The 26,238-nt window shown below is 64.3% G+C and carries 23 protein-coding genes; 13 read left to right on the plus strand and 10 right to left on the minus strand.

The genetic code is table 11. The annotated features are described in order from the left end of the window. Positions 1-56 precede the first annotated feature (56 nt). From ACRECS_RS05340 to ACRECS_RS05350, 3 genes are all read left to right on the plus strand, one after another. Positions 57-629, plus strand: a complete 573-nt coding sequence (locus ACRECS_RS05340) for an RNA polymerase sigma factor (RefSeq protein ID WP_431581922.1) — start codon at positions 57-59, stop codon at positions 627-629. Next, a complete protein-coding gene (locus ACRECS_RS05345; RefSeq protein WP_431581923.1) occupies positions 626-1,606 on the plus strand; it encodes a FecR family protein in 981 nt (326 codons plus the stop codon). The genes ACRECS_RS05340 and ACRECS_RS05345 overlap by 4 nt, the downstream gene beginning before the upstream one ends. 90 nt (positions 1,607-1,696) lie before the next feature. Further along, positions 1,697-4,981 carry a TonB-dependent receptor domain-containing protein gene (locus ACRECS_RS05350; protein WP_431581924.1) on the plus strand — a complete coding sequence of 1,095 codons (3,285 nt, stop codon included), beginning with the start codon at positions 1,697-1,699 and terminating at the stop codon, positions 4,979-4,981. A 145-nt stretch (positions 4,982-5,126) separates the two neighbouring features. Here ACRECS_RS05350 and ACRECS_RS05355 read toward each other — a convergent pair whose 3' ends face one another. Next, entirely contained in the window at positions 5,127-6,329 is a 1,203-nt protein-coding gene (locus tag ACRECS_RS05355) for an MFS transporter (RefSeq protein WP_431581925.1), read from the minus strand. A gap of 127 nt (positions 6,330-6,456) precedes the next feature. Between ACRECS_RS05355 and ACRECS_RS05360 the strand changes: the two genes are divergently transcribed. Then, positions 6,457-7,044: a TetR/AcrR family transcriptional regulator gene (locus tag ACRECS_RS05360; protein ID WP_431581926.1), complete on the plus strand. Its 588-nt coding sequence runs from the start codon at positions 6,457-6,459 to the stop codon at positions 7,042-7,044. 96 nt (positions 7,045-7,140) lie between these two features. Next, positions 7,141-7,623, plus strand: a complete 483-nt coding sequence (locus tag ACRECS_RS05365; RefSeq protein WP_431581927.1) for an endonuclease domain-containing protein — start codon at positions 7,141-7,143, stop codon at positions 7,621-7,623. Between the two features lies 1 nt (position 7,624). Here the strand turns inward: ACRECS_RS05365 and ACRECS_RS05370 are convergent, their stop codons facing one another. After that, positions 7,625-9,409, minus strand: coding sequence for a DUF885 domain-containing protein (locus tag ACRECS_RS05370; protein ID WP_431581928.1), 1,785 nt, complete (start codon positions 9,407-9,409; stop codon positions 7,625-7,627). A gap of 196 nt (positions 9,410-9,605) precedes the next feature. Here ACRECS_RS05370 and nadC point away from each other — a divergent pair, with 196 nt between their 5' ends. The 3 genes from nadC (at position 9,606) to ACRECS_RS05385 (ending at position 11,708) form a co-directional block, all read left to right on the plus strand. After that, positions 9,606-10,451, plus strand: coding sequence for a carboxylating nicotinate-nucleotide diphosphorylase (nadC, locus tag ACRECS_RS05375; protein ID WP_431582035.1), 846 nt, complete (start codon positions 9,606-9,608; stop codon positions 10,449-10,451). A gap of 100 nt (positions 10,452-10,551) precedes the next feature. Further along, complete coding sequence (locus ACRECS_RS05380; RefSeq protein ID WP_431581929.1) at positions 10,552-10,977, plus strand: hypothetical protein; 426 nt, start codon at positions 10,552-10,554, stop codon at positions 10,975-10,977. Then, positions 10,974-11,708, plus strand: coding sequence for a ribonuclease T2 family protein (locus ACRECS_RS05385; protein WP_431581930.1), 735 nt, complete (start codon positions 10,974-10,976; stop codon positions 11,706-11,708). Before ACRECS_RS05380 ends, ACRECS_RS05385 begins: the two co-directional genes overlap by 4 nt. A gap of 53 nt (positions 11,709-11,761) precedes the next feature. Here ACRECS_RS05385 and ACRECS_RS05390 read toward each other — a convergent pair whose 3' ends face one another. Together ACRECS_RS05390 and ACRECS_RS05395 are read right to left on the minus strand one after the other, a co-directional pair. Further along, complete coding sequence (locus ACRECS_RS05390) at positions 11,762-12,190, minus strand: DUF4112 domain-containing protein (RefSeq protein WP_431581931.1); 429 nt, start codon at positions 12,188-12,190, stop codon at positions 11,762-11,764. A 6-nt stretch (positions 12,191-12,196) separates the two neighbouring features. Continuing rightward, complete coding sequence (locus ACRECS_RS05395; protein WP_431581932.1) at positions 12,197-13,657, minus strand: ABC transporter substrate-binding protein; 1,461 nt, start codon at positions 13,655-13,657, stop codon at positions 12,197-12,199. A gap of 169 nt (positions 13,658-13,826) precedes the next feature. On the opposite strand from ACRECS_RS05395, the gene ACRECS_RS05400 reads away from it, so the two are divergent. After that, positions 13,827-14,531 carry an HAD family hydrolase gene (locus ACRECS_RS05400; protein WP_431581933.1) on the plus strand — a complete coding sequence of 235 codons (705 nt, stop codon included), beginning with the start codon at positions 13,827-13,829 and terminating at the stop codon, positions 14,529-14,531. On the opposite strand, the gene phnX is transcribed toward ACRECS_RS05400, so the two are convergent. The 3 genes from phnX to ACRECS_RS05415 all read right to left on the minus strand — a co-directional run bounded on the left by phnX (position 14,515) and on the right by ACRECS_RS05415 (position 18,996). Then, the gene (gene phnX, locus ACRECS_RS05405) at positions 14,515-15,345 is read right to left on the minus strand and encodes a phosphonoacetaldehyde hydrolase (RefSeq protein ID WP_431581934.1); all 831 of its coding nucleotides are present in this window, start codon (positions 15,343-15,345) and stop codon (positions 14,515-14,517) included. The genes ACRECS_RS05400 and phnX overlap by 17 nt on opposite strands. Further along, on the minus strand, positions 15,342-16,481 hold the full coding sequence (locus ACRECS_RS05410) for a TIGR03364 family FAD-dependent oxidoreductase (RefSeq protein ID WP_431581935.1): 1,140 nt from the start codon (positions 16,479-16,481) through the stop codon (positions 15,342-15,344). Before ACRECS_RS05410 ends, phnX begins: the two co-directional genes overlap by 4 nt. A gap of 61 nt (positions 16,482-16,542) precedes the next feature. Next, positions 16,543-18,996: a TonB-dependent receptor domain-containing protein gene (locus tag ACRECS_RS05415; RefSeq protein WP_431581936.1), complete on the minus strand. Its 2,454-nt coding sequence runs from the start codon at positions 18,994-18,996 to the stop codon at positions 16,543-16,545. A gap of 161 nt (positions 18,997-19,157) precedes the next feature. Between ACRECS_RS05415 and ACRECS_RS05420 the strand changes: the two genes are divergently transcribed. The 4 genes from ACRECS_RS05420 to ACRECS_RS05435 are packed head-to-tail and all read left to right on the plus strand — an operon-like array spanning position 19,158 to position 22,617. After that, positions 19,158-20,114 (plus strand): LysR substrate-binding domain-containing protein, encoded by a 957-nt coding sequence (locus ACRECS_RS05420; protein WP_431581937.1) that lies wholly within the window; start codon positions 19,158-19,160, stop codon positions 20,112-20,114. Then, positions 20,111-21,397, plus strand: coding sequence for a DUF5690 family protein (locus tag ACRECS_RS05425; RefSeq protein ID WP_431581938.1), 1,287 nt, complete (start codon positions 20,111-20,113; stop codon positions 21,395-21,397). Before ACRECS_RS05420 ends, ACRECS_RS05425 begins: the two co-directional genes overlap by 4 nt. A gap of 15 nt (positions 21,398-21,412) precedes the next feature. Then, positions 21,413-22,471: an aromatic ring-hydroxylating oxygenase subunit alpha gene (locus tag ACRECS_RS05430; RefSeq protein ID WP_431581939.1), complete on the plus strand. Its 1,059-nt coding sequence runs from the start codon at positions 21,413-21,415 to the stop codon at positions 22,469-22,471. Next, entirely contained in the window at positions 22,384-22,617 is a 234-nt protein-coding gene (locus ACRECS_RS05435; protein ID WP_431581940.1) for an SRPBCC family protein, read from the plus strand. Before ACRECS_RS05430 ends, ACRECS_RS05435 begins: the two co-directional genes overlap by 88 nt. A gap of 157 nt (positions 22,618-22,774) precedes the next feature. Here ACRECS_RS05435 and ACRECS_RS05440 read toward each other — a convergent pair whose 3' ends face one another. From ACRECS_RS05440 to ACRECS_RS05450, 3 genes are read right to left on the minus strand one after another with little or no spacing between them, the layout of a single operon-like run. Next, positions 22,775-24,079: a lanthionine synthetase LanC family protein gene (locus ACRECS_RS05440; protein WP_431581941.1), complete on the minus strand. Its 1,305-nt coding sequence runs from the start codon at positions 24,077-24,079 to the stop codon at positions 22,775-22,777. Continuing rightward, complete coding sequence (locus tag ACRECS_RS05445) at positions 24,069-25,109, minus strand: T3SS effector HopA1 family protein (RefSeq protein WP_431581942.1); 1,041 nt, start codon at positions 25,107-25,109, stop codon at positions 24,069-24,071. Before ACRECS_RS05445 ends, ACRECS_RS05440 begins: the two co-directional genes overlap by 11 nt. Further along, complete coding sequence (locus ACRECS_RS05450; protein WP_431581943.1) at positions 25,106-26,206, minus strand: aminoglycoside phosphotransferase family protein; 1,101 nt, start codon at positions 26,204-26,206, stop codon at positions 25,106-25,108. The genes ACRECS_RS05445 and ACRECS_RS05450 overlap by 4 nt, the downstream gene beginning before the upstream one ends. Between the last annotated feature and the right edge of the window lie 32 nt (positions 26,207-26,238).

The following is a 26,238-nucleotide window of genomic DNA, read 5'->3' on the forward strand; positions in this document are numbered from 1 at the left end:
AACCCGGCTGGGGTGTCTATGCTATCATCGCCACCGATGAGAGCCGGACCATCATCGTGAATGAAGAACGCCACCGCCGGATCGCCGAGTGGGTCACCCGCGCCGTGCTGCCGCATGAGCCGGCGGTGCGGATGTGGCTGGCGCGGTCGCTGGTCAACCCGGCGGATATCGATGATCTCATTCAGGAGGCCTATTGCAAGCTGGCCCGGGTCGAGGCGTTCGAAGCGATCGAGCGGCCGGACGGCTATTTCTTCCGGGTGGTGCGCAACCTGCTGCTCAACCAGTTGCGCCACGCCCGGCTGGTGCGGATCGAGGTGCTGAACAGCGTTGGGAGCGGCGTGGAGCAACTCGCCTATGCCGATGATGCGCCGTCGCCCGAACAGGCGGCCGGCGCTCAGCGCGAGCTGGCGCGAGTGAAGGCGCGGATCGACGCACTGCCCGAACGCTGCCGCGCGATCTTCCGGCTGCGCAAGCTGGAAGGGTTGTCGCAGCGCGAGATCGCCGCACGGCTGGGGGTGAGCGAAAATGTCGTCGAGCATGAAACGGCAAGAGGGCTGAAACTGGTGATGGCCGCACTGGCGGACGATGAGCACCGGACTGTCCGGCCGGGTGAGGAAAGACGCGCATGACCAGGGAAAGCGCCCGGGCGATCGAGGAAGCCGCGGCGATGTGGCTTGCCCGGCTCGACCGTCATGGCCACACGCCCGAGCTGACCGGTGAGCTTGCCGAATGGATCGCGGGCGATCCGCGCCGCGAAGGCGCGATGCTGCGTGCCCGGGCGACCTGGCACCTGATCCATGATCATCTTGGGGATGAAGCGGCCGATGTCCCATCGGCTGAGCCGGCCATGCTGCGGATGCCCGTCTTTACCCGGCGGCGGTTGCTCTGGGCCGGCGGCGTTGCGGCGGCGGCATCGGTTGCGGGCGGCATCTTTCTCGGCGCCGGGGAAAGCTATCGCACCGGCATCGGCGAGATCCGCCGCGTGCCGCTGGCCGATGGCTCGACCGCGGCAATCAACACCGACAGCCGGGTCACCGTCTCGTTCGCGCCGGATGTCCGCACGGTCCGGCTGGCGCGGGGCGAAGCATGGTTCCAGGTCGCCAAGGACCGCGCACGCCCTTTCGTCGTCGCAGCGGGCCGGGTTCGCGTCGAGGCAGTGGGCACCGCTTTTTCCGTCCGGCGGCGCGCCGGCGGGGCCGATGTGATGGTGACCGAGGGGACGGTGATCGCCTGGGCGGACGGCGCCGATGGCCACCGCATCCGCCTGTCGGCCGGAGAGGGCGCCTTTCTTGCCGATAATGCCGCCATTCTCCGCAAGCCGGTGGCGGCTGCCGATATCGATCGCTCTCTGGCGTGGCGATCCGGCCAGATCGACTTTGCCGGCATGGCGCTGGCCGGCGCGATCGACGAATTCAATCGCTACAATGTTCGCAAGATCGTCCTGGCAGATCCCGCCCTGGCGCGAGAACCGCTGTTCGGATTGTTCCGCGCCGACGATCCCGAGGGGTTCGCGCAAACTGTGCATCAGGGGCTGTCGGTACCGGTCACACTGACTGGGCGCGACACCATTGTGATTGGCGCGCCCGCGCCACCCGCCGCGCGCTGAGGCCCCGTCTGGGATAATTTTACCCGGTCCGGCGGAAACGCAATGTCGGCGTGTCTAGGAGACATAAGATAAAATCGGAGGGGGCGGGCAATGCCGGTCGGGGAACGGAATCTGCGTGCGGCGTTCATGGCGTCGGCGGTCTATGCTTGTCTTGGTCATGCGGCGCCCGCAGCGGCGCAGGTCCGTATGTTCGACGTTCCGGCACAGGCGGCGTCGACCGCCGTGCCGACGCTCGCCCGGCAGGCGAAGGTGCAGATATTGCTGGCCGGGCGCGTCGGTGCGGCGGTGCGCACCAACGCAGTCAGCGGGGCGATGTCGATCGATGCGGCGCTCGCGACCATGCTGCGCGGCACCGGGCTCGAGGCGCGCAAGACCGGCGACCAGACCTGGTCGATCGTGCGGGCGGCGCGGGCGGCCGGGGATGAAACGCCGCCGGCGCCGGTGGCGCAGAATGATGTGGGTCCCGACATCATCGTGACGGCGCAGAAGCGCGAGGAGAAGATTCAGGACGTGCCGATCGCGATCTCGGTATTCACGGCAAAGACGCTAGACGAGCAGAAGATCGAAGGCGGCAGCGAATTGCTGCGCGGCACGCCCAATGTGAGTTTCACCAAGACCAACTTCGCGAGCTATAATTTCTCGATCCGCGGGATCGGCACACAGGCCTTGTCCGTGACAACTGACCCGGCCGTGGCGATCAGTTTCAACAGCTCGCCGATGATCCGCAACCGGCTCTTCGAGCAGGAATATTTCGACGTGAGCCGGGTCGAGGTGCTGCGCGGACCGCAAGGCACGCTTTATGGCCGCAACGCGACCGCGGGCGTGGTCAACATGATCCCCAACCTTGCCACCGCCGATCGTCTCAAGGCGGATATCAAGATCGAGACCGGCAATTATGGATCGATGCGGGCGAGCGGAATGCTCAATGTGCCGCTTGGCGATACGCTGGCGGTGCGCGTGGCGGGCGCCTTTACCAAGCGCGACGGTTATGATTTCAACACCGTCACCAACCGCGACGTCAATGGCCGCGACCTGTGGGGCGGACGGGCTTCGATGAGCTGGAAGCCGAGCAGCCGCGTCAAGGCCAGCCTGGTGTGGGAGCATTTCAGCGAGAACGACAGTCGCTCGCGCACCGGCAAGCAGCTTTGCCACAATGATCCCGGTCCCGCCGCAATTGGCGACTATGTAATCCAGGCGAAGGATCGCGCTTTTATGAGCCAGGGTTGTGTCGATGGATCGCTCTACAACCAGGGCGCGTTCGGCGTCCCCAATGGCGCCAGCCTGCCCTTTGTGCTGGGTACTGCATCACCAGCCGGCACCATTGGTTTCATCATGGGGCCGGATGGCTTTCCCATCGGGGTGCAAACTCTCACCTCGCAAGGCCGGGATCCCTATGCCGGGGTAATCCAGTCGCGTGATCTGCGCCGGATTGCCACCAATTATGATCCGCGGTTTAAGGCGACCAATGACGTGGCGCAGTTCAATGTCGATATTGGCATCGGCGAGCATCTGAACTTCATCTCGCAGACCCTGTATACGCGCGATCGCTACTATTCGACTCAGGATTATGCGCGTTTTCAATCCAGCCCCGTTTTCAACGACACCAACGGGCTGGTTCAGTTTCTTCCGGATTTTAGCGGTGTGATCCCAGCCTATGACCTGACGCCGGGCGGCGTGTACTGCGACCCGCAACTGGGCTGTTCCGATCGCCTGCTGATCATCGATCTGGTCAAATCGAAGAGCCGGCAATGGTCGCAGGAATTTCGCCTGCAATCCTCGTTCGACGGTGCGTTCAATTTCAACCTTGGCGCCAATTATCTGAATTACACAATCGACGAAGATTATTATGTTTTCAGCAATGCTTTCACCAGCGCCGCCGAATTGTTTTTTAACTCGGGCGGTATCGGTTCCCGTCCGGGATATTGTCCGCCGGGTGCTTCGGCCGTACTCGACGGCGGGCCGAACACGGGCGCGCCCTGCATCTATATCGATCCGAATCCGCTGAGCAGCATCAATGGTCAGGGTCACAACTATTTCCGCAGCTCCAACCTCGCCCAGACGAAATCGACCGCAATCTTCGGCGAAGCCTATTGGAAATTGTCCGATAGTCTGAAACTGACCACCGGCCTGCGCTGGACCCACGACGTCAAGACCACCACGCCGGTGCCGAGCCAGACCTTGCTATCGACGGTGCCTGTCTTTGGCGGCGGTTATACCGGCTATGGCTACCCCGCCAAACCGCAGATTCGTCAGAGCTGGAGCGAGCCGACTGGACGCATCGTGCTCGATTGGAAGCCGCGACTGCCGTTTACCGACAGCAGCTTGCTCTACGCCTCCGCCTCTCGTGGTTATAAGGCGGGCGGCACCAATTCCCCGGGTATCGACGCCGATCCGGCGGTCCTAAACTTTGAGCAGCGCGATCCACGTTTCAAGGCCGAATATGTCACCGCATTCGAAATTGGCATGAAGCATATATTGGCCGGCGGGAGGATGAGCTTCAACGCGACCTTATTCTATAATGACTATAAGGATTATCAGGTCTCGCAGATCCAGGACCGGGCAACTCTTAATGAGAATTTCAACACGAAAACCTGGGGCGCGGAATTCGAACTGATCTGGAAGGCGGTGCCTGACTTCCAGCTCAACGCCAATCTCGGCCTGTTGCGTACGCGCATCGGCCGCAATCAATATTCGATCGATGTGATGGACCGCACCGCCGGCAATGAGGATTGGGTTGTGGTCAAGCCGTGGCTGCAACTGGCCTCCAATTGCATAGCGCCCAGGGCACTTGTCGCAACCGCGCTGAAAAATCTTCACTTGAATAATGGGGATGAAGTTTATCCCATTCTTCTCAACAGCTTTTGCGGATATCAGGGCGGATTCACGAGAGATAAGGGCCCCGGTGGCGGGCCTGGTATATATGCGGGAGGTGGAGGGCCAAACTATCTGGGCGACGGCAATTATTACGACCCGCTTACCGACGCGCCCAATGGTGGAGCCGGTTTCGCCAAGAATGTCGGCGGCAACGAACTGCCCAATGCGCCGCACTGGACGGTCAATGTTGGCGCGCAATATTCTTTCCATATCAGCGATTGGGATTTGACGTTGCGCGGCGATTATTATCGCCAGGGCAAAAGCTGGGCGCGTGTCTATAATGACGCGATAGATCGGCTTAAAAGTTGGGACAACGCCAATCTCGCCGTCACCCTGGCGCGGCCCGAGTCGGATTTGACGTTCCAATTCTATGTCAAAAATGTTTTCAACGACGCGCCGATCACCGGGGCTTTCCTCAATTCCGATGACACTGGCCTGACCGCCAACGTCTTCACGCTTGACCCGCGCATCGTCGGGTTCAGCATCGCCAAGCGATTCTGAGTTTGGGTCCGGCCGCATGGGCGGGCGGCGAGAGATATGTGACACCGGTAATGTGCCATATCTCTGGCCACCGCCACAGTGAGGTTTCTGTATAATTCGTTATATATCAATTATTTAATTCTAAATGCGGGCCGGGGCTCCATCCTCAGCCCTCGATCTGGCTGCCGGCGCGCGGCGCGGCGAGCACGCGCTGGCCAAGCAGCACGGTGATCAGCGCGATCGTGCCCGCGGCGACCGCCACCCAGAAGCCATTATGCGGGCCGAAGGCATCGATGGCCCAGCCGGCGGTGAACGAGCCGAGCGCCATGCCGATGCCGATGCCGGTGGTTACCCAGGTAATGCCCTCGGTCAGCATCGCCTGTGGCACCAGCCGCTCGATCAGGCCGAACGCCGTGATGAAGGCCGGCGAAACCCCAACGCCGCTGACGAAGATCGCCAGCGCCAGCAAGGGTACGGTATCGGCGGCGAGCAAGGGCAGGGTGGTCACCGCGATGACGCCGATCGCGATCGCCAGCTGGCGCTGCAGCGGCAATTTGAGCGGCAGCGCGCCGACGATGATCCCGACGACGAACGAGCCGACCGCATAGACGCCGATCACCAGGCTTGCGGCGCCGGGCTGGCCGAGTTCCCGGGTGATCGCGACCGCACTGACTTCAGCAGTGGCGAAGATCGCACCGACGAAGATCAGCGCGAGGGTGATGATCTGCACCGGCCGCAACAGGATCGCCGAGCCGCGATGCTCATGCGCGCTCGTCCGCACCTTGGGCTCGGTACCGGGTTGCAGGATCAGTGCGGAGGACCCGATGGCGAGGAACAGCGTGCTGGCGAGCATTCCGGCTTCTGGAAACAGCGCGACGCTCAGGCCGACCGACAGCGACGCGCCGGCGATATAGACCAGCTCGTCCGCCGCGGATTCAAAGGCGAAGGCCGTGCCCAGCTCGGGGCCGTCGCGGAACAATTCGGTCCAGCGCGCCCGCACCATCGCCGGGATGCTCGGCATTGCCGCCGCCGACAGTGCGGCGGCGAACAGGGCCCAGACCGGCCAGTCAAAATGAGCGGCCGCGATCAGCGTGATGAAGGACAGGACCGACACGATCACCGCCGGAATGAGCACACGCGCCTGTCCGAGGCGGTCCACTAGCCGCGACACTTGTGGCGCGACCAGCGCATTGGCCAGCGCGAAGGTGGCCGCGACCGCCCCGGCGAGCCAATATTCGCCGTGTGTCTGCGACAACATGGTGACCAGCCCGATCGGCGCCATGGCGATCGGCAGGCGCGCGACGAACCCGGCCGCAGCGAAACCCTTGGCGCCGCGCGCCCGGAATATGGTCGCATAGGGATTGGTCATGATCCGTCTCTCGATTTCTCGGCCATGCCACTTATATAAATGACATACATGGCGTATGAATGTTGAGATAAGAACGTACGCGGCGTATGTCAATTGACATACGACATGTATGTGATTGGAGCAGAGCATGAAACATCGTCCGCGCACCGAGATGATCGCGGAGACCCGCGCCAAGCTGATCGCAGCGGGGCGCGCGGCGTTCGGCCGGGTCGGCTATGCCGATGCGTCGATGGATGACTTCACCGCCGAATGCGGGCTGACGCGCGGCGCGCTCTATCATCATTTCGGCGACAAGAAGGGCCTGCTCATGGCGGTCATCGAGCAGATCGACGCGGAGATGACGCAGCGGCTCAACCAGTTGTCGGCGCAGGCGCCGACTCGCTGGCAGGGCCTGATCGACGAGAATGTCGGCTATATAAAGATGGCGCTGGAGCCGGAAATCCAGCGCATCATGCTGCGCGACGGGCCGGCGGTGCTTGGCGATCCGTCGAGCTGGCCGACGGTGCCGGGCTGCGTCACGATGATTTCGTCCAGCATCCGCGCGCTGCAGGAGGACGGTGTGGTGGCCGAGATGGATCCGGAAGCCGCCGCGCGGCTGATCATGGGATCCTCGACCATCGCCGCGCAGTGGATCGCCAATTCGGACGATCCCGAAGCGACGCTGGAAAAGGCGGTGGCCGTGTTCAGGAAGATGCTGGACGGGCTGCTGGTCTGATCGGAGGTGGTCGCGCCGTAGAACCTGCTCCCCTCCCTCTTAGGGAGGGGGCGGGGGTGGGTGGAACCACACGCTGACCCCGGTTAGTTTCGCACCATGCAGCGCACCCCACCCGAACTGAAATCCAACGCTCGCACGCTTCGTAACAACGCAACCGAGGTGGAACGAAAGCTCTGGCATCTACTCGGCGATCACCGGCCGCGTTTTACGCGCCAGCTCATCGTCAGCCACTATATCGTCGATATCGCTTGCCGGTCGGCAAAGGTCGCGATCGAACTCGACGGTAGTCATCATGCCGAACAGGTCGCATTGGACAACCAGCGGACGGTCTATCTGGAGGCACAGGGATGGCAGGTGTTGCGCTTCTGGAACAATGACGTGCTGGCCAATCCGGACGGTGTTGTGGGGGTGATCCTTGCCGCTGTTGTCGCGCGGGCGTCGACCCACCCCCGGCCCGGTGAAGTTCGCCATTCGGGTCGGGATTGCTCCCAGCAATCCCTAAACCATGCCGGGGGCATGGTTTACCCGAATGACGGACTTCACTCTGAAAGGGAGGAGAGTGGCGTAGAGGCTCCGTAATTCACCCGATCGGCAAGTCGAACATCAGCTGCCGCACGAACCGCGCCGGTGGCGATCCATGCGCCAGTACCGCGTCGTTATAGGCCTTCAGGTCGAACTTGGCGCCGAGCCGCTGCTTCGCTTCCTCGCGCATCGCCATATGCTCGCTATAGCCGGTGAAATAGCTCAGCAGCTGGGTGGATCCCAGGCTGGCGCGAGTCCATTTGCCCGCCGCTTCGCGCTCCTGCTGGAACGCGCCCTTGGTCATCAGTTCCATCGCCTGGTCGCGGGTCATGCCTTCGGTCTGGATTCCGATGTCGAGCAATGAGTTGGTGATCGAGCGCAGCCGCATCTTGAGCACGGTGAGCTTGAACAGCGGATCGCCGTCCATATAATTCGCATCGGCCATCATGCCTTCGGCATAGACCGCCCAGCCTTCGACGAACGGCCCGGACGACAGCACCGCGCGCAGCACCGACTTGTTCTGGTTGGCGTGCGCGATCTGCAGATAATGGCCCGGCATCGCCTCATGGATGCTCAGGTCCTGGAGCATATAATTGTTGTACTCGCTCAGGAACGAGGTCGCCTGGACATCGGTCCAGTCGTCGGGGATCGGCGAGATGGCGTAGAATGTGTCGAGCTGCTGTTCGAGCGCGCCCGGGCTGTCGCAATAGGCCACCGCCACGCCCTGCTGGAATTTGGGCATGGTGATGATCTTCACCGGAGAGTCCGGCATCGACACCAGGCCCTTGGCACGCACGAAGTCGGTCGCCTGGGCGAGCGTCGCCTTGGCCTTGTCCATCAGGCCGCCCCGGTCGGGCCGCTGCGCGTAGCTGCGCGCCAGCGCCGCCTCGATCGCAGTCTGCTGTTGTTCGGCAGTCGGCTGGTCGGGCAGGGCGGGCGCGTCGGACTTGCCGCTCAGCACTTGCCGCGCCAGCGCATACATCTCGGCGCGCGTCTCGCTTTTGGCTTTGAGCGCGCGCGTCTTGATTTCCTGCCGGGTCAGCGTGGACACCAGCGCGAACTTCACCTTCTGATCGTACAGCGCGGCGCCGAGCCGGAACTCGCCCTTGGCCTGCGGCACCAGCACGGTGTCGAGCCATTTCTGATGCTCGGCGACGGCGGTCTTGAGCGTGGCGATGGCAGCATCGAAGCGCTTGCGGTCGGCCGGTGCCAGCTCGCCGGCATGCGGCGCAAGCATCGTCTCGGCGATATCGACCACGCCGCTATTCTGTTTCGCCACTGTCGTAGCGAAGACCTGCGGGACACGCGCCGGCACCAGCTGCGCGCGCGCCTGGGCGAGGAAGGCGGGCATCGCCTCCATCCGCGCAGTCGCCGATTTGAGCCGCTGCGGCCAGGGCGCGAAGTCGCGCGCGGCCAGACCGTAGAGCGCGGTGCCGGCGATATCATTGTAAATCTGGGCGTCCCATTTCCAGCTTTGCAGCGTATGGAGATCCCACAGGTCGTAGCGCAGCGCATTGTCGAGCAATGCGGCATCGACCTGGCTCTCGCGGCTCAGCGTCGCGCGGTCGATCCTGCCCAGTTCGGCAAGCAACGCGGTATCGTGCGCGATACGCCGCGTGCGCCCCGCCGCCGATACATCGCCGATCCGGTCGTCGAAGCGATGATCGCCCAGCGTCGTGCCATAGACCGGCGAGAATTGCGCAATGCCCTCGACATAGCGTTTCGACAGGGCGGTAAAGGCGCTTTCGGCGGTCGCTTGCGGCGCTGCGGCCATAGCGATGGTAGCAAACGGCAGAGTCGGCAGCGCGGCGGCGGCAAGCAGCAGGGCAAAGGTGCGACGCATGGGAATCCCCTCTTTGTTCGATTGTTGCGCGGAACCTAGGAGCCAAATCCGGTCATCGCAACGGTCCGAGCGAACGGATTTTTCGGTGCATGATATCGTGAGGGAAAGTCATTGCTTGGCTCTTTCCCGCCATGCTTCTACCGCTTTGCCCGGTGCCATTGCCGACAGTTTCGCCGGCGAATTTTCGGAGGCCGATTTGACCTTCTCGCTTGATGCATTCGATCTCTCCGCGTTCGTCGCGGCGACCCTTGCCGAAGATCTGGGCGATGCCGGCGACATCACGTCCGCGGCGGTGATCCCGGCCGATGCGCGCTTCTCCGGCGTGATGGACAGCCGCGATGCCATCACCGTCGCCGGCCTGCCGATCGCCGAAGCCTTTTTCCGCGCGCTCGACCCCGACGTGAAGATCGAACGCCTGGTCGAGGACGGGCAGAAGGTCGCCGCGGGGACCGATCTGATGCGACTTGAGGGAAATGGCCGGGCGATGCTCACCACCGAGCGGTCGGCGCTCAACACCGTGCAGCATCTGTCGGGCATCGCGACGATGACGCGCGCCTATGTCGACAAGATCCTCGGCACCGGCGCGATCCTGCTCGATACGCGCAAGACCATTCCGGGGCTTCGCGTGCTGGAAAAATATGCCACGCGCATGGGCGGGGCGACCAATCACCGCATGGGGCTGTGGGATGCGGCGATGATCAAGGACAATCATGTCGCGGTCGCCGGCGGCGTCCGCGAAGCGGTGCGGCGAGCCAAGGCGGCGGGGATCGAGCGGATCATCGTCGAAGTCGATTCGACCGACCAGATCGAGCCCGCGCTCGCGGCCGGCGCGACTCACTTGCTGCTCGACAATATGCCGCCGCCGATGCTGCGCGGTGCGGTGACCCTGGTCGGCGGGCGGGTGCCGACCGAGGCGTCGGGGGGCGTGACGCTCGACACGATTCGCGCCATTGCCGAGACGGGCGTAACCTATGTCAGCGTGGGACGCCTGACTCAGTCGGCGCCGGCAGCGGATATCGGACTGGATTTCGCTGCCCTGTAACGGCCGCAAAAGGATCGCCGCGGCGCAATGGTTGCAAATCCGGTTGCACGGGCGCGTGATCGGGCTAAACCTGCGATTTGAGAATAAAGGGGGAACGGGCATGGACCGGCCAGCATCGATCGTGACTTTCGAGCGCCTCTATCTGGGCGGGTTCGCCCTTGGCGTGATCAACACCATAATTTCCTGGACGACCAACCAGACGCTCATGGCCACGCAGTCCGCGCAGGTCCCGGAGGCCGCGCAGATCATACGCTGGGTAGTGCCGGTGGGCATCGCGATCGGGTTCGGCATCACCCTGATCCTCTGGTATGCCATCGCGCGCCAGGGCGCGGCGGTTGCGAAATGGATCGCGACCATATTGGTGGTCGCTGGGGTCGGCTTCTTGGCCCTCGCGCTTCTTGGGGGGACCTACCGGTCCGGCGTGAGCGGTATTCTCGGGTTTGCCAGCACCGCGCTCCAGGCAGTGTCGATCTGGTTCCTGTTCCGGCCGGATACCAAAGTGTGGTTCGGCGAGGCGCGGGCATGACACTGCGTATGGGGACTTTGGGCATCGGGACGTTGCTCATCGGCGGTGCGCTCATCGGCCTGCCGGTGGCCGCGCAGGCCCAGGCGTATAAATGCGCAGTGCCGGGGATGGTGCCCGATCCGCGCCCCGACCTGGCTTCGGCGAAGGAACCTCAGCGCGTGCTGCCGATCGGCGGCTACACGCTGGCGATCACCTGGGCGCCGCAATATTGCCGCGACAATGGCCGCGAACCCTCGGCACGGTTCCAGTGCGGGTCGGGCAACCGCTTCGGCTTCACGCTGCATGGCCTGTGGCCCGACGGTCTTGGCAAGACCTGGCCGCAATATTGCACCGCGACCGCAATCGTGCCGCGCCCGGTCATCCGCAGCACCCTGTGCTCGACGCCCTCCGCGCAGCTGATCCAGCATGAATGGGCCAAGCACGGGACCTGCATGGGCACGACGCCGGCCGCCTATTTCGGGCAATCGACCAAACTCTTCGGTGGCCTGCGCTATCCCGACATGGATCGCCTGTCGCGGCGCCCGCTGACCGTGTCGCGCTTTGCCGCGGCGCTCGCCGCGGCCAATCCCGGCCTGCCAGCCAGCGCGATCCGCGTGACCGGCAAGCGCGGCGGCTGGCTCGATGAGGTCTGGCTCTGTCTCGACAAGCGCTTCCGTTACGAGCGTTGCAAGGCAGGCAGCGGCGGCTTGTCGAGCCGCACCACGCTCAAGATCTGGCGCGGCAGCCGCTAGGTAGATTGGGGTTGGTCTGAATCAGGCCAACCCCGTTCGATAAGGCCCGGCCCTTAGTTGTTGACGATCGCCGTCGAGGGATGATGGCGGTCGAGGTGGCGCTTGATGATCTTCAGGTTGCGGGTATTCGACCGGAAGAAGAAGTCGGGGATGATGCCGACGACCGGGATCAATCCGAGCAGGAAGTCGATCCCGACATTGCCGAACATCCGCGCCATCTGAGTCTTCGACATGCCCAGGTTGCGCGCTTCCCATACCATCCAGGCACCCATCACCGATCCGATCACGTCGCCGCCGACCGGGATCACGTCGAGGATGACGTCGAGGCCGATCCGGCGATTGATACCGGGGATGGTGAACAGCCCCTCAAGCAGATGCTCCATCGCTTCGATACGTTGACGCACCGCAGCGGGGTCGCGCCCGATCGGGATCATGCCGGCGATTTTGGCGGCATCGGTGTGCATTCGTGTGGTGTTGGCCATGTCACCTCAATTGGTGTCGTTGCGCAGATGATTCAACGGGTGCCACGCGCGGGAGTTCCCCTGCCACTGCCGCAGCCGGAGCGAGACCAGCGACCAGCGCAGGGGCCGAGCGAGCGGAATGAATGCGCCGTCGGCTGCCAGGGCAATGTCCGCCTCGGCCAGGCGTTGCGCGCGCGATAGCGCATCGGGCGCCTCGCGCGCTGCCTCGATCGCGGTACGGGCCTCGTCGCCGCAGGGCGCACAGGCCGTGGCCAGATACCAGCGCGCACTGTCATAGGGCGCGACCGCATCGATCAGCCTGAGGTCGGCATCAGCGCCCAGAGGGACCCGGGCGGTGTCGATACCGACGCTGTGCAGATTGGTAACGATCATCGCGTGGAGAATGGCTGCACCTGGCCCGGTGGGGACGGCAATGCGCAGCCGGAGCGGCCCCGGATGGGCGGCACGCCATTCCGACACGCGGGCGCGCGCCTCGCTTAACCGGTCCGCTGCTGCCATGGTGGTCCAACCGGAGACGGCCGGCGGCGCGGCCGAATCGAGCTTTTCGGGCAGGAGCTGGGTCGCCGGCGCCCAGTCGGCGGTGAAGGCCCCCAGCACGGCGTTGCGATCGATTGCGCCGGCGATGGCGAGCCGGTTGCGCGCTTCGCCGAAAAAGCCGCTGCGATCGGCGATCACCAGCCCGAACAGGCCCGCCGCCGGATCGAGCCGGCGGTTTGCCGGTGCGACATTGGCAAAGGACAGCAGCGGCCAGTCGACAAAGGTGCCGCCGCTGACCAGATCGGAATCGCGCGCGGCGAAGCGCAGGATAGCGCGCGCGGCACGTTCGCCGATCAGCTGGACGTTTGCCGCGGGGCCCGGCTCAGCGACCTCGTCATCGGGCGATCGCGATGGATCGAAGGCCGGATGCAGCGTCACGTCGCGCTTGCCCGTCGCCGTGATGCGGAACGGGCCGCTGCCGCCGGGCGGGCGAGTGCGGAAGACCGCTAGCTCTGGCTGGGCGAACAGTTTGAGCAGGTCGGGGCGGGGGCGCTTCAGCCGCACCTCGATTACCTCGGGCGTCATTTCGACCACTTCGTCGATCGCGCTGAGGAATGGCAGCAACGGGTTGCGCGAGCCGCGCGCGATCTGGCGGCTCAACACGGCGACCACATCATCCGCAGTGACCGGGCGTCCATCGCTCCATTCGGCGTCGCGCAGGCGGAAGATATAGCTCATGCCGTCATCGATCACGATCCAGCGTTCGGCGATGCCGGGCTCGATTTGGCCCGCGGCATCGAAGCGCACCAGTCCCTGAGCGGTCGAATCGATCAGCAGGCGGCTCGGCAGATCCTGCCCGCCGCGTGACGGATCGCCGAGCCGGGGCGGCTCACCGATAGCGCTGACGATCACCGGACCGGCGTCGCTGCGCCAGTTGCACCCGCCGAGCAGCAGTGCGGTGGCGATCAGCACCGGGAGGGTGCAGCGCATCATCGCGGACCGATGGAAGCAAGGGGACGGGCGATCATGCCCCATCCTGCCATCCGCGCACCGCGCCGAGAAGGGGCGATCGGCAGGAATTGGCCAGGCGGTGTCGAGCATGACTGATCCCGCCTGCCAGGGATTGCACCAATCAGCCGGTTTGGGCAGAGCGCCGCTCATGCCTATCGACCTGATCTGCCTCGATGCCGACGATACGCTCTGGCACAATATGCGTCATTTCGAGGAAGCCGAGCATCTGCTGCTCGACCTGCTGGCGCCCTTTGCCGAGGCGGGGATCGCTCGCTCGCGGCTCGAGGAGGTGGAGATGCGCAACCTCCGCGCCTATGGCTATGGCGCGAAGAGCTTCACCTTGTCGATGATCGAGGCCGCGATCGAGCTTGCCGGTGAGCGGCTGCCGATCGATGCGATCTCGCGCATCCTTCAGGTTGGCCGCGCCCTGCTCGCGCATCCCGTGGAATTGCTGCCCGGAATCGAGGACACGCTCGACGCACTGGTGGCGCGCGGCCGGCTGGTGCTCGTCACCAAGGGCGACCTGCTCCATCAGGAAGTGAAGCTTGCTGCTTCCGGCCTTGGTGACCGTTTTGCCGGGATCGAGATCGTCAGCGACAAGACCCGCGAGACGTTCGACCGGGTCTTTGCACGTTACGGCGTCGCGCCGCATGAAGCCGTGATGGCAGGGGATTCGATGCGGTCGGACATCCTGCCGGCGCTGGATGCCGGCGCGCATGCCGCGTTTGTGCCGCACTCGCTAGTCTGGTCGCATGAACGCGCCGAGCCGCCGACACGGGACGCGCGGTTCCGTCAGCTCGACAGTCTCGCGGCGCTCCCCGCGTGGATCGACGAACTCAATCGCGCCGGCTGACCAGGCTTGTCGGATCGCCGCCGGCCTGGCGGAGCGCCTCGATCTCATCCAGGACCGGCAGAAGATCCGCCACGCTGTCGATCACGACATGTGCACCGGCTTCGCGCAGCAGTGCGGCCGATGCGGCGATCCGGCTGCTGCGTTCGGCGGGCGAGAGAGCGGTGAGCTGATCGGCGGTCAGACCGACGCCATTGCCGGACGCGGCGACGCCCACCGTCCAGACGCCGGCGTTGCGGCCCTCGGCGATCCCGACCGGTGCATCGTCGACCTTGACGCAGGCAGCGGCAGGCCAGATGCCAAGCTCGACCAGCACCCGCCACAGCATCAGCGGCGAGGGGCGTCCTTCGGCGGTTTCTCCTGCGCAGACCAGCGCGTCGGGGGTATAGCCCTGCGCCGCAGCGCGCGGCAGGATCGCTGCCATCATCGCGCGGGTATAGCCGGTGTTCGATCCGATCCGGATGCCGCGCGCGCGCAGCGTTGCGGCGGTCGCGGCGGCACCCGGAATAAGCTCGGCACAATCCGCGGCGGCGGCGATCATCAGCGGTTCGACTGCATCGTGAAGCGCGTCGATATCGGTCTGGCCGGGTGCCCGGCCATGGATCGCCTGCCACTGCGCCGCCAGGTCCGGCATGGCGAGCAGGCGAGCGATATGCGCGCGCTTGGCCATGCCCATGTCGCGCCGGATATCGGCTTCGCTGGCCTGGATACCCGCCTCGGCAAGCACTGACTGGAGCGCCTGGACCGGCGCGCAACAGCCGAAATCGACCATTGTCCCGGCCCAGTCGAACACCACCGCCCTGATCATATCGCTCATGCCGCTGCCTCCTGCTCGACGTCGTAGAATTTGCCGATGACATCCTCGGCGATCGCGAAGCCGGTCGAGGCGCCTGATCCGCTCGTGACCATCACCAGCCGCACTGTCGGCTCCGGCGCATCGACAAAGCTTTGATCGGGGCCCGAGGCATAGGTGCCGGTCCAGCGTTCCACCACGGGCGGCACCTGGCCGAGCAATGTCATATATTCGTCGAGAATCAGCCGATCCACGGCCTCGGACGCGAACGGCGCGGGTGTTTCCGCATAATGATGGCTGTCGCCCACCACCAGCGATCCGTCCGCGCCCTGCACCAAGATCAGATGGATGCCGTTGGCGAGATGCTCGGGCTGTTCGGCGTCGAGCAGCGCCTTTAGCGGTTCGGCCTCGGGCAGTTCGGCATAGCCGAGATAGCGCACCATGCTGAGGTCCGACATCAATGCGCCGGGCAGCCGCACGCCCGGATCGGCCAGGCGCAGCATCTGCAATCGGCAGCGCGTCAAGCCGCGCGCGGCGATACGGTCGGCATAGAGGCCAGTGAAATTGTCGCCGGGGCAGACCACGATGAAGTCCGCGCGAAACCTGCCATTGTTGGTGACAATCGCGGGTGCGGCGATCTCGCGCACTGCCGTTTGACGCACGAACGTCACGCCCCAGCGTTCCTCGAGCCATTTGGCCAGGCGCGGGATGGCGCTACGCGATTCGACCCGCAGGTCATGCGGGCTCCACAAGGCGCCTGCTATGCCCTTGCCGCCGTGCAGGGGGAAACGCGCCTGCATATCGGCGGCCGACAGGACCATGCAGCCCTCCGCCATCTCGGTTTCGGCAAAGGCTTGGATTACGCTCAATGCCTCGGGCCGCTGAGCCACCAGCATCAACCCGCGCTGCTCGATCGTGATGCCCGCCTGGGCTGCAACTTCGGCCCAGACATCGCGGGTGCGCAGCGCGCGGCGCCAGGTGAGGCCGCGCTCCTGCCCGGTCACCGTCACGAAACCGAAATTGCGGATCGATGCGCCATTGGCCTGCGCGTCGCGGTCGATCACCACCACGCGCTTGCCGAGCCGGGCGGCGGCCAGCGCATGCGCGAGGCCGATGATCCCCGCGCCCACGATCGCCACGTCAAAAGAAGTCTCTGACACGATATCGTCCTTCAAGAAAATGCCGGCCGCGCGTTACCCTGCGCGGCCGGTGCAATGGCCGTTAGAAACCTACGCTCAAGGTGGCGGAAACAGTGCGTGGTGCACCACGCGTGTAGAGTCTGGTGAACTCGTCGAGCATCCCGCCGATATACTTCTCCTCGAACAAATTGGTGACGTTGAGCTGCGCATCGAGATAGCGCTTGTCGTCGAGCTTGAAGCGGTAACCGAACGAGGCGTCGACCAGGGTATAGGCCGGCAGGTACAGGGCTCGTGTGTTGACGGCGTCGCCCGGCGTCTTGCCGGTATATTTGGCGCGGATGCCGGCGCGGAAGTCGCCGGTGTGATAATTGGCGCCAAGCGACACCAGAGTGGTGGGGGCGCCCGGCACCTTGTTGTCCTTGGCCACCATCACATCGGTGCCAGCATTGGCGGTGCCGCCCAGAAAAGCCTGCTGATAGGTCGAGCGGTTCCAGGTGAAGGCCGCACTGACGTCGAATGCGGGGGTCAGGCGATAGGCCAGACTGACCTCGACGCCGCGTGAGGCGATGCCCTTGCCGGTATTGGCGTAAGCGCCCGAGGTGCCGGCAGTGTAGTTGATCCCGCCGCTCGATCCCGATGGCCCGCCCGCAATGAAGTCGGCGGAGTAGAAGGTGATCGCGTGGCGGTAGTCGATGTAATAGCCGGTGATCTGCGCGGTCACCCGGCGGTTGCTGTAGCGCAGCCCCGCTTCATAATCATTGGCAACCGATGATTTGAGATTGGTGGTGTCGGTCTGGGTCTTTTCGAGCGCCCAGTCGCCGACCGCGCCATAGTTTTGCGAGAAGCCGGCGAATGCCTGCAGCGCGTCGTCGACATGATAGACCGCGCCAAGGCTGAACAGCAGGTTGGAATCGGCATTAAGCTTGGTCCTGAGCGGCGCCACCGGCTTGCCGAACGCATCCCAGCCCTCGGTCTGGCCACGAATGTCGATCAGATATTTCTGCACGCCGCCAGTCAGCGTCAGCTTGCCGAGCGTCAGCGTGTCCTCGAGATAGAGCTTCCACTGGTCGGTCTGGAAATGCTGCTGAAAGTCGATCAGCTGTGGGTCGCCATAATAGGCCGGTCCGCGCCGGGCATCGATCACCTGGTGCCATTCGCGGCCGAAGTCGCGGTTGAGCCGTTCGTACCACACGCCGCCCTCGATCCGGTTGCCGCCGAGTTCGGCCGACACTTTCGAGGTGAAGCCGAACCGGTCATGGCCATAGATGCTGGTGCGATAGGTCTGTGCTGGCGCGCATGATGCGTTCACTGCGCCACCCGCGCCGTAGCAATAGGATGACAACACTCTGGTCCCGTCGGTGTCGGTATAGTCCAGGCCTTGGATCACCGGGCGCTGACGACCTGAGGCGTCGATATAGTCGAAATAGGATTTCTTGCGTGACGCGCCCGGCGCGGTGCCGCCGGCAATGGTGCGGACGCCATTGGGGTCGAGCGCGATCTGCTGGTATGGCGGAACCCAGTCGCCCTGGCCCTTTTGCCAGTGATAATAAGGCGAGAGCTCAATGCTGATGCTGTCGCTCGCCTGATATTTCAGTTTCAGATAGCCGAAGACATTCTCGCGGTGCGCCGACCAGGCATGCGCCCAATTTTCGTTGATACCCGCGGGGATGCCGAGCCAGGCGGGTACTGAGCCGTCCGGCGCGTTGGTCGAGTCGAGAAAGCCGCGCGACGCCTCGATCAGCGGATCATCGACTGCCTTGTCGTATGAAACACGGCCGGTAAGCGTGAGTTTGCCGAGTTCGCTGACGAACTTGGCCTCGCCATGCCATTCGTCGGCGCCGCTCTGGTCGGCGCAGCCATAGGCCCAGCGGCACGAGGTGAGGCGCGAGCCGCCAACATAGGCGCGGGTAGTGCCGTCGAAGATCCGCCCGGTTTCGACATAGCCGGCATAGCGGCGCAAATTATAGTCGCCGATCCCGACCGAGATCAGGCCGCCCATCGCCTCCGACGGATCGCGGGTGTAATAAGCGATCGTGCCGCCCAGCGCCGAGGCGGAAGCCGAGCCGACGCCCGCAGTTCCCTGATCGACGCGGATTTCGCTGACCAGTTCATTGAGCAGATATTTCTGCGCCGGCGCACCGCCGAGATAATAGGAGGCGTTGTAGGCCGGCATATCATCGATCGTCTGGCCGATCTTCGAGGAACGCAGGTTCACGTCGAAGCCGCGTATGTTGATGCCGTAGCTCCAGGGATCGGAATTATAGGCGTCCGAGCCGCGGATCGACACGCCCGGCACATCGGCGATGGCGTTAACCACATTGAGCGTCGAGCCCTGCGCGCGCAGCCGGTCGGCGCTGACGATGCTGTTGCCGCGCGCAACCGATGCTGCCGTGACGATGATATCGTCGGCTGGCGCTTCGGGCGCCGACTCCGCAGCCGTGTCGGCAGGTTTGTCCTCCGCACGCGCGGCGCCGGCCAGCGTTAAAGCGATCAGGGCCACGCCAGCGGCGAGGCTCTGTCTGGTAATTCGATGCATGTTTCTGCTCCCCAGGAAAGTCGGAGACGGGAGCGTCGTGCCGCCGTCCTGCGGCAGCCCCAATGGTCGGATGTCGCGGCGGCTTCAAAGTCATTGCGTCTATGCCCCCTATAGAAAGCTCCAATTGGCGCTGCGTCGCAAACGTCATCAAACCGACATCCATGGCGACTAAAGCGATCTCGTTCGGAACCGGGGTGTCGGTGAATTTCCAGCATCTGAGAGCATTTCACGCGATCGCGGTCGAGGCGAGCGTTAGCCGCGCCGCGCGCCGGCTCAACGTGTCTCAGCCAACCCTTTCGCAGCAGCTCAAGGCACTTGAGGAACGTCACGGCGTTACTTTGTTCGAAAGCCGGAAATCGCCGCTCAAACTGTCGGAAACCGGCAAGCAATTGTTCCGGCTCAGCCAGAAACTCTTCTCGGCGAGCGACGATATCAGTGAAATGCTGAGCGGTGCGGTCGGGCTCGACGGCACGACGTTGCGGATCGCGTCCGATTCGCCGCCCTATGCCGCGCAACTGGTTGCGGCATTTCATCGGTTGCACCCGACGGTCCAGCTGCGCGTCCGCATCGGCAATGCACGCGAAGTGATCGAGCAGCTGCGGCAGGCGGAAGCCGATGTCGCGATCGCCTCCGATCCGCCGGGCGACACGCTGTTCGCCTATGAGCCGCTTTATGCCGACCGCATCGTCATCGCGCTGCCCGCCGGCCACGCACTCGCGGGCTCGACGGTTTTCCCCCTCGCGGCATTGCAGAGCGAGACGCTGCTGATCCGTGAGGAAACGTCGCGGACCCGGGCGATTTCGCAGTCGCTGGTCGCGGCGGCGGAGATCGAACCCGTGGCCACGATCGAGATGCACACTCGCGAGGCCATTCGCGAGGCGGTGGCGCTGGGCGTTGGGGTTGGCTTCTTCTTCTCGTGCGAGGCGCCGCCCGATCCGCGCATTGTCTATCTCCCGGTCGAGGGCTCGGAGGTCGGTTTCAGACTCTCGGGCTATGTCGTCTGCCTTACCGATCGGCGCCGCACCGCGCTGGTCCGCGAAGTCATGGCGATCGTCGAAACGCTGCGCTCGCTCAGCCCGGTCGCCTTGCCCGGCGTCGACAAGGGAGGCGAGCGATGAGACTCGCCGATCGCCTCCAGCGCGCGCACTCCGTCTTTTTCTGCCTGTTTGCCGGTGCAGCGTCTTTTTCCGCCTATTTCGCGATGTATGCGTTTCGCAAGCCATTCGCCGCGGCGACGTTCGAGCACGTCGCAGGCTGGCATTTCATCCTTGATTACAAGATCGCGCTGATCATCGCCCAGGTGCTGGGCTATGCCCTGTCGAAGATCATCGGCGTCAAGCTGATCTCCGAAATGGGGCAGGCGCATCGCGGCGCGGCGATCATCGGCCTGATCGCATTGTCCTGGTTCGCGCTGCTGCTGTTTGCGATCCTGCCTGCGCCGTGGAATGTCGCCGCGATGTTCCTCAATGGCCTCCCGCTGGGACTGATCTGGGGGCTGGTCTACAGCTATGTCGAAGGACGGCGGACCTCGGAAATGCTCGGTGCGATCCTGTGTTCCAGCTTCATTCTGTCATCCGGCGTAGTCAAGTCGGTCGGCAGCTGGCTGCTCGGCCTGGGTGTCACCGACTATTGGATGCCCGTGGCGGCCGGTGCCTTGTTCTTCCCGCTGCTGCTGATCGCGGTGGTCGGCCTGTCGATGCTGCCCCCGCCCGACACCGCCGACCGTGCCGAGCGCACGCCGCGCGCGCCGATGAACCGCACCCAGCGCGCGACCTTTCTGCGCAACCATGCCGCAGCGATCATCCCGTTGATCATCGCCTATGTCCTGCTCACGGCGTTTCGCGATTTTCGTGACAATTTTGCGGCGGAGATCTGGCAGGCGCTCGGCTATCACAATGTCGCGACGATGTTCACCGCGAGCGAAGTGCCGGTCGCGTTATTCTCGCTCGTCACGCTCGGGGCGCTGATGGGCGTGCGCGACAATCGCCGCGCTCTGCTCTTCGTGCATGGGGCGATCATCGTCGGCGCGCTGCTGATCGGCGGCTCGACCCTGGCCTATCAATGCGGCTGGCTTGGCCCGGCCGGTTGGATGGTCCTTGCCGGCGCCGGGCTGTACATGGCCTATACGCCATTCAACGCGATGCTGTTCGATCGGATCATTGCGGTCACGCGCGAGGTCGGCACCGCCGGCTTCCTGATCTATCTCGCCGATTCATGCGGCTATGCCGGGACGGTCGGGCTGTTGCTGCTGAAGAATTTCTCGGCGATCCAGTTCGACTGGCTGCGCTTCTTCGAAGCGACCGCTTACGGCACGGCGCTGTTCTGCATCCTCGGCGTGGCGCTGTCGGCGCTGCATTTCATTCGACCGCGGCCGGTGGTCCGCGCGGTCGCAATGGCCTGATCCGGAAAAATGACAATGAATGTTCAACTGCTCGACACATATCGTCCCGGTTACGGGCTACCACGCGCTGCCTATCTCAGCGAAGGTGTCTATGCCGAGGAACAGGCGCGGATCTTTCACCGCAACTGGTTCTTCGCCGGCCATTCGATCGAACTGGCGGGGGCGGGCGCCTATCTGACGCTGGACGTTGGCAATGCGCCGGTCGTCATCGTTCGTGACGGTGACGGCGTGTTGCACGGCCATCTCAATATCTGCCGCCATCGCGGGTCGATCATCTGCACCAGCGAGCAGGGCAGGGCGGCCCGCCTGACCTGCCCCTATCATAGCTGGACCTATGCGCTGGACGGGGCGCTGATCGCGGCGCCGATGATGGGGGCGGGGTTCGACAAGGCCGCACATGGCCTGAAGCCGGTGCAGGTCGCGGAGTTTGACGGCCTGGTCTTCGTCAACCTGGCCGATGACGCCGAGCCGATCGATGCGCTGCGCGACCATCTCTCGCCGATCCTGTCGTCACAGGGGATGGACCGCGCGAAGATCGCGGTGATGCGCGATTACGATCTCGAGCTGAACTGGAAGCTGGTGGTCGAGAACAACCGCGAATGCTATCATTGCAAGGCCAACCATCCCGACTATGTCGCGGTGCAATATGACACCGAGAACGACAATCCGGCGCTGCAGGGCGAGATTGCCGAACGCCTCGCCGATTGTACGGTGCGGTGGGAAAAGGCGGGTCTCGATACCAGCCGGGTCAATACGTCATCCGACTATACCGCCGAGTGGTTTCGCGCCAACCGCACGCCGGTGCGCCGCGACATGGTGACGGAAAGCCCGGACGGACAGGCGGTATGCGCCGTGCTGATGGGTGGGTTCAACGATCCCGACATGGGCACCGCGCGCGCCAACACCAACATCAATTTCTGGTGCCACGCCAATGCCGATTATGCCCATACGGTGCGCATCACCCGGTCTCGCCGACGCGGACGATCGTGCGCGGATACTGGCTGGTCGATGAGAAGGCAGAGGCGGGGCGCGATTATGATCCGGACCAGGTCGCCGCATTCCATCACCGGGTGATGATGGAGGATTGGGACATCTGCCGCCGGCAATGGCGCGGGGTCACCGCGCCCGGTTTCGAACCCGGGCCCTATTCGCCGCTCAAGGAGCAGAATGTCGATCGTTATGTCCGCTGGTATGCCGGGCAGATGACGGCGGCGGTCTGACAGGCGGCAAGGCCGGGAGATCGAGTGGCGAAAGATATGGGACACCGGTCGTGTCATATCTCCCCTCGCCGTGTTCTCGTAAAATTCAAGAAAAATTGTTATAGATCAAGTAGTTAATCCAGAATATACGAGCGACCCGGCTGCGGCCATGCTGGAATTATCCGGACCGCGCGCTTTTATCGGCAAAGGCTTCGACAAGACTCGGCACGGTCGGACACGCGGGCGACACACCGGCGTCGGGGAGGAGGATCGAGGGCGTTCCCGCGGCGTCGTCGATGCGCAGGAGGAAATAGCCGGTGCCGGCCAGACCCAGCATCAATGTCGGCGAGGTGGTGTCGCCGGAATCGACTCCGGCCGGCCATGATCGTGGATCGGCGCCGAAGCGATCAATGCCCGCCATCGCAACGGACGCTGCCAGGTCTCCCGTTTCGAAGGATGGGCCCGCCTCGATCAGCGCCTCGGCATTGCCGGCCAGCCCATGACAGAGCGAATAGTTGCCGATGCCCTGTTCGAGGCTTGCACGGAGATCTGCCGCGGTTGTTGCGATCGCGACGCGAGCCTGTTCGCGCAACTGATCGTTTCCGGTCAGTTCCCACAAGCGCAGCCGCGTCAGCGCGATCCCGGGTGCACCGTGACACCATGACAGGCTGAAGGAGCGGCGGCCTGCACTGTCGCAGCTGTCCGGCGAAAGATCGGGCCAGTTGCCGGCGTCAGCGTCGAACCAATGTTGTTCATGTATGACGGCATTGGCGGCGGCCTGAGCAAAGCGCTGTTCGCCCGTGGCGCGCGCGAGTTCGGCGAACGCCCAGGCAATACCCGCGGCGCCATGCGAAAGGCCGCACAGGCCGATCAGTTCTTTCGGCGTTGGCCAATGCCATCCCGAGGGCGATCGATGCGCTTCGGCGATCAGCGCATCGCCGAGTTGGGATGCCCAGGCAAGCAGCCGATCATCAGCGAGCCGTCGTGCAAGGATCAGCGCGCCGGCGATCCCGCCCGAGAGTCCCGCCATCAAATCGCCGCCGGAAAATCCGGCGATGGCGCTCGTCTCGATCGACGTGACCAGCCGCGCCGACGCCGCCGTGAAGTCGGCCCGGCCGAGCCACTCTCCCGCCATGGCGGCGACCACCGCAATGCCCAGGCGACCCGTATAGAGCGCGCTCCGGCCTTCCATCCCCGGTGTGTCCGCCTCGGCAAGGGCATGGGCGAGCGTGCCGGCGGCCGTTCGCGCGATCACGCGGTCGCCGGTTAGCGCGGCCAGCCGGGCCAGGAAAAGCGCGATGCCCGCGGTACCGGTGTAGAGGTCGCCGCCACAGGTGCGGTGAACGATCTGCCAGCCCGCAGCGATCGGATCCACATCGTCGGTGGTGAAGGTACAACGGCCGTCCCACCACAAGGCATCGGCGCAGAGCAGATTGCCGATGCGCAGCGCCGCATCGATCCGTTGGCCGGCGTCACTCGTCATCGGAAAAACTCAGCCGCCGCAGTCCGAACGGATCCGCATCGCTCGCCGTGAGATGTGGCAGATCGAGGTCGATGCCAAGCGCGGCAAAGCTGGCAAGCACCGCGGCACGGCGACCGTCGACGTCGTCACGCTCTTCCTTGTGGGCGGTGATGAGGCCAAGGGCAATTGCACGCATGCGGTGACTGCCGAAACTGTCGTTTCCCAGGGGCTCCTCGGCAAATCCGAGACCGGACGCCAATTGGTGGGTCAGCATCGGCACGGCCGGCCGCAAATGCGGCGCCAGCGTCGGCAGCAGCGACAGGAGGATATAATGGACGAGCTGGGCGTGCCGCGCGCCGACATAGAGGACGCACGGATCGCGACGCTCGAATCCGGCCGGGCTGTTGGCGCATTTGCACGCAAACGGGACAGCGCGGGTGGTAAATTCGCCGGTCAGCATGCCGATGACGGACGGTGCCGCAATCGCATCCATGTTCAGATAATACCGCACTGAGCGCATCCGTGCGAAATCATCGTCGAGCTCACCCCCGAACGCATAATAGAAGCTCTCTTGCAGCACTCTCGCTTCCCGCCTGAAGCGGATCTCGACCGGGGTTCCCCGCACCACATTGGCTGGCGCCGTCCCGGACAGGAATTCGCCGGGATTGGCGCGCCGTGTCCGATATCCCTTCTCTACGATGACGGCGCCGCTCGCCAGCGTTTCGACGACGGTCCAGCCCCTGTCCCACCGGTCAAAGCTCAAATTCGCCGCCGACAACCCGGCAACATAAATTTGCTGCTCCGCCCCGCCATCGTCGCTGCCGGAGGCGCCCGCATGAAAAGTGGCATAGAGCCGCCGGTGCAACATGCTCATCAGTGGATCGGGATCGAAGAACTCGTCCCTAGACGATGGTGGGGGACGCCGCGTGGTATCGACTCGCTCGCCGGCGAGGGTGAAGCAGGTCGGTGACACGATTTGGACCGTGTCGAGGATAGGTTGCAGATCGTCGAGCCAGCGCGGTCGGCTCGCGCCCCGGGCGGTTGCGTTCACGCCGCCAGCCCAAGGAGCGAGGCGGCCACGGCTTTCGGATCGGCGAGCATGTTCGCGGTGAACTGCAGCGCGAGGATCATGTGCGCGCTCACCAGCGCGTCGTCGCTCGTCGCTTCGAACGCGGTCTGCACGATCCGTGCCGCGGCATAGGCCACCGCGCTCGACAGCAATGTGGCGGTTGCGCGTCGATCCAGGTCCAGATGATCGGCATAGGCGTTCCAGAAGCCGCGCGTCGTCTGCTGCAGTGCCGACAGGGGAATTTCGGCACTCGCCGCAATCGACGCGGCGGTGTCCCCCGATTTTGGTCGGGTCGAGCGAATCCAGGCAATAATGCAGGATTGCAGGATGCCACCGACATCCCACGCCACATCGCCCGTTCCGGCCATTTCCCAATCGACTAAAGTCACGGTCGTGTCGCCCGACGCTCCCGCATCCGTCACCAGGCAATTATCCCATTTCATGTCCCCATGGATGATGCCGTTGACGCGCCAGCCGGGCTCAAGCGCGCGCAGTCGATCGATCAGATCGGGGTGATCCTGGACGATCGAGATGACCCTTGCCTGTGCCGCGCTCTGGCTGGGCGTGACATGGGGATCGAGCCGGTCCGGTCTCAGGATCCAGGGGCGATGCTTTGCGAGCGACGCGTTGGGTGGCCCGAAACGAAGCGTCTTGCCGAACTCGATATGGCATGTCGCCAGAGCATGACCGATCGCTTCGGCGGCCGGAAGCGAGAGCGTGCCGGTTCGCCGATGGCGCGCGCGCAGCGTCTCGGCCGGTTCGACAAGACCGATGACGAGGATCTGATGCTCCGAATCAAAGCTGTGGAAAGGCGGAAGCAAGGCCGCGAGCCGGTCGTTGGCCGCAGCGAGCGCATAGATATGTGCTTCGCTCTCCAGGGTGGAGCCACCGCTCCAATGTCCTTCGTCCGGGCGATGCTGCTTGACGAAGAAGCCCGGCCCGCGCGCGTCGGAAACGGCGAAGGCGCGGTTGCGTGATTCTCGCGAGACGATCTGGATGTCGCCGTTCACGATGCGGTCCAGGCCGAGATGATCGGCCTGGACCAGATAGTGGAGCACATTCTGTCGGGTCAGGATCACTATTTGGCGATCATGCCTGATGCCATATTGTC

Source organism: Sphingomonas sp. (assembly GCF_050725575.1).
GTDB lineage: Bacteria > Pseudomonadota > Alphaproteobacteria > Sphingomonadales > Sphingomonadaceae > Sphingomonas.

Bases quoted from the DNA above. Each gene is read 5' to 3' on its own strand.
- ACRECS_RS05345 (WP_431581923.1), top strand. From the start codon at position 626: ATGACCAGGGAAAGCGCCCGGGCGATCGAGGAAGCCGCGGCGATGTGG.
- ACRECS_RS05350 (WP_431581924.1), top strand. From the start codon at position 1,697: ATGCCGGTCGGGGAACGGAATCTGCGTGCGGCGTTCATGGCGTCGGCG.
- ACRECS_RS05355 (WP_431581925.1), bottom strand. From the start codon at position 6,329: ATGACCAATCCCTATGCGACCATATTCCGGGCGCGCGGCGCCAAGGGT.
- ACRECS_RS05360 (WP_431581926.1), top strand. From the start codon at position 6,457: ATGAAACATCGTCCGCGCACCGAGATGATCGCGGAGACCCGCGCCAAG.
- ACRECS_RS05365 (WP_431581927.1), top strand. From the start codon at position 7,141: ATGCAGCGCACCCCACCCGAACTGAAATCCAACGCTCGCACGCTTCGT.
- ACRECS_RS05370 (WP_431581928.1), bottom strand. From the start codon at position 9,409: ATGCGTCGCACCTTTGCCCTGCTGCTTGCCGCCGCCGCGCTGCCGACT.
- ACRECS_RS05380 (WP_431581929.1), top strand. From the start codon at position 10,552: ATGGACCGGCCAGCATCGATCGTGACTTTCGAGCGCCTCTATCTGGGC.
- ACRECS_RS05385 (WP_431581930.1), top strand. From the start codon at position 10,974: ATGACACTGCGTATGGGGACTTTGGGCATCGGGACGTTGCTCATCGGC.
- ACRECS_RS05390 (WP_431581931.1), bottom strand. From the start codon at position 12,190: ATGGCCAACACCACACGAATGCACACCGATGCCGCCAAAATCGCCGGC.
- ACRECS_RS05395 (WP_431581932.1), bottom strand. From the start codon at position 13,657: ATGCGCTGCACCCTCCCGGTGCTGATCGCCACCGCACTGCTGCTCGGC.
- ACRECS_RS05400 (WP_431581933.1), top strand. From the start codon at position 13,827: ATGCCTATCGACCTGATCTGCCTCGATGCCGACGATACGCTCTGGCAC.
- phnX (WP_431581934.1), bottom strand. From the start codon at position 15,345: ATGAGCGATATGATCAGGGCGGTGGTGTTCGACTGGGCCGGGACAATG.
- ACRECS_RS05415 (WP_431581936.1), bottom strand. From the start codon at position 18,996: ATGCATCGAATTACCAGACAGAGCCTCGCCGCTGGCGTGGCCCTGATC.
- ACRECS_RS05420 (WP_431581937.1), top strand. From the start codon at position 19,158: ATGGCGACTAAAGCGATCTCGTTCGGAACCGGGGTGTCGGTGAATTTC.
- ACRECS_RS05425 (WP_431581938.1), top strand. From the start codon at position 20,111: ATGAGACTCGCCGATCGCCTCCAGCGCGCGCACTCCGTCTTTTTCTGC.
- ACRECS_RS05430 (WP_431581939.1), top strand. From the start codon at position 21,413: ATGAATGTTCAACTGCTCGACACATATCGTCCCGGTTACGGGCTACCA.
- ACRECS_RS05440 (WP_431581941.1), bottom strand. From the start codon at position 24,079: ATGACGAGTGACGCCGGCCAACGGATCGATGCGGCGCTGCGCATCGGC.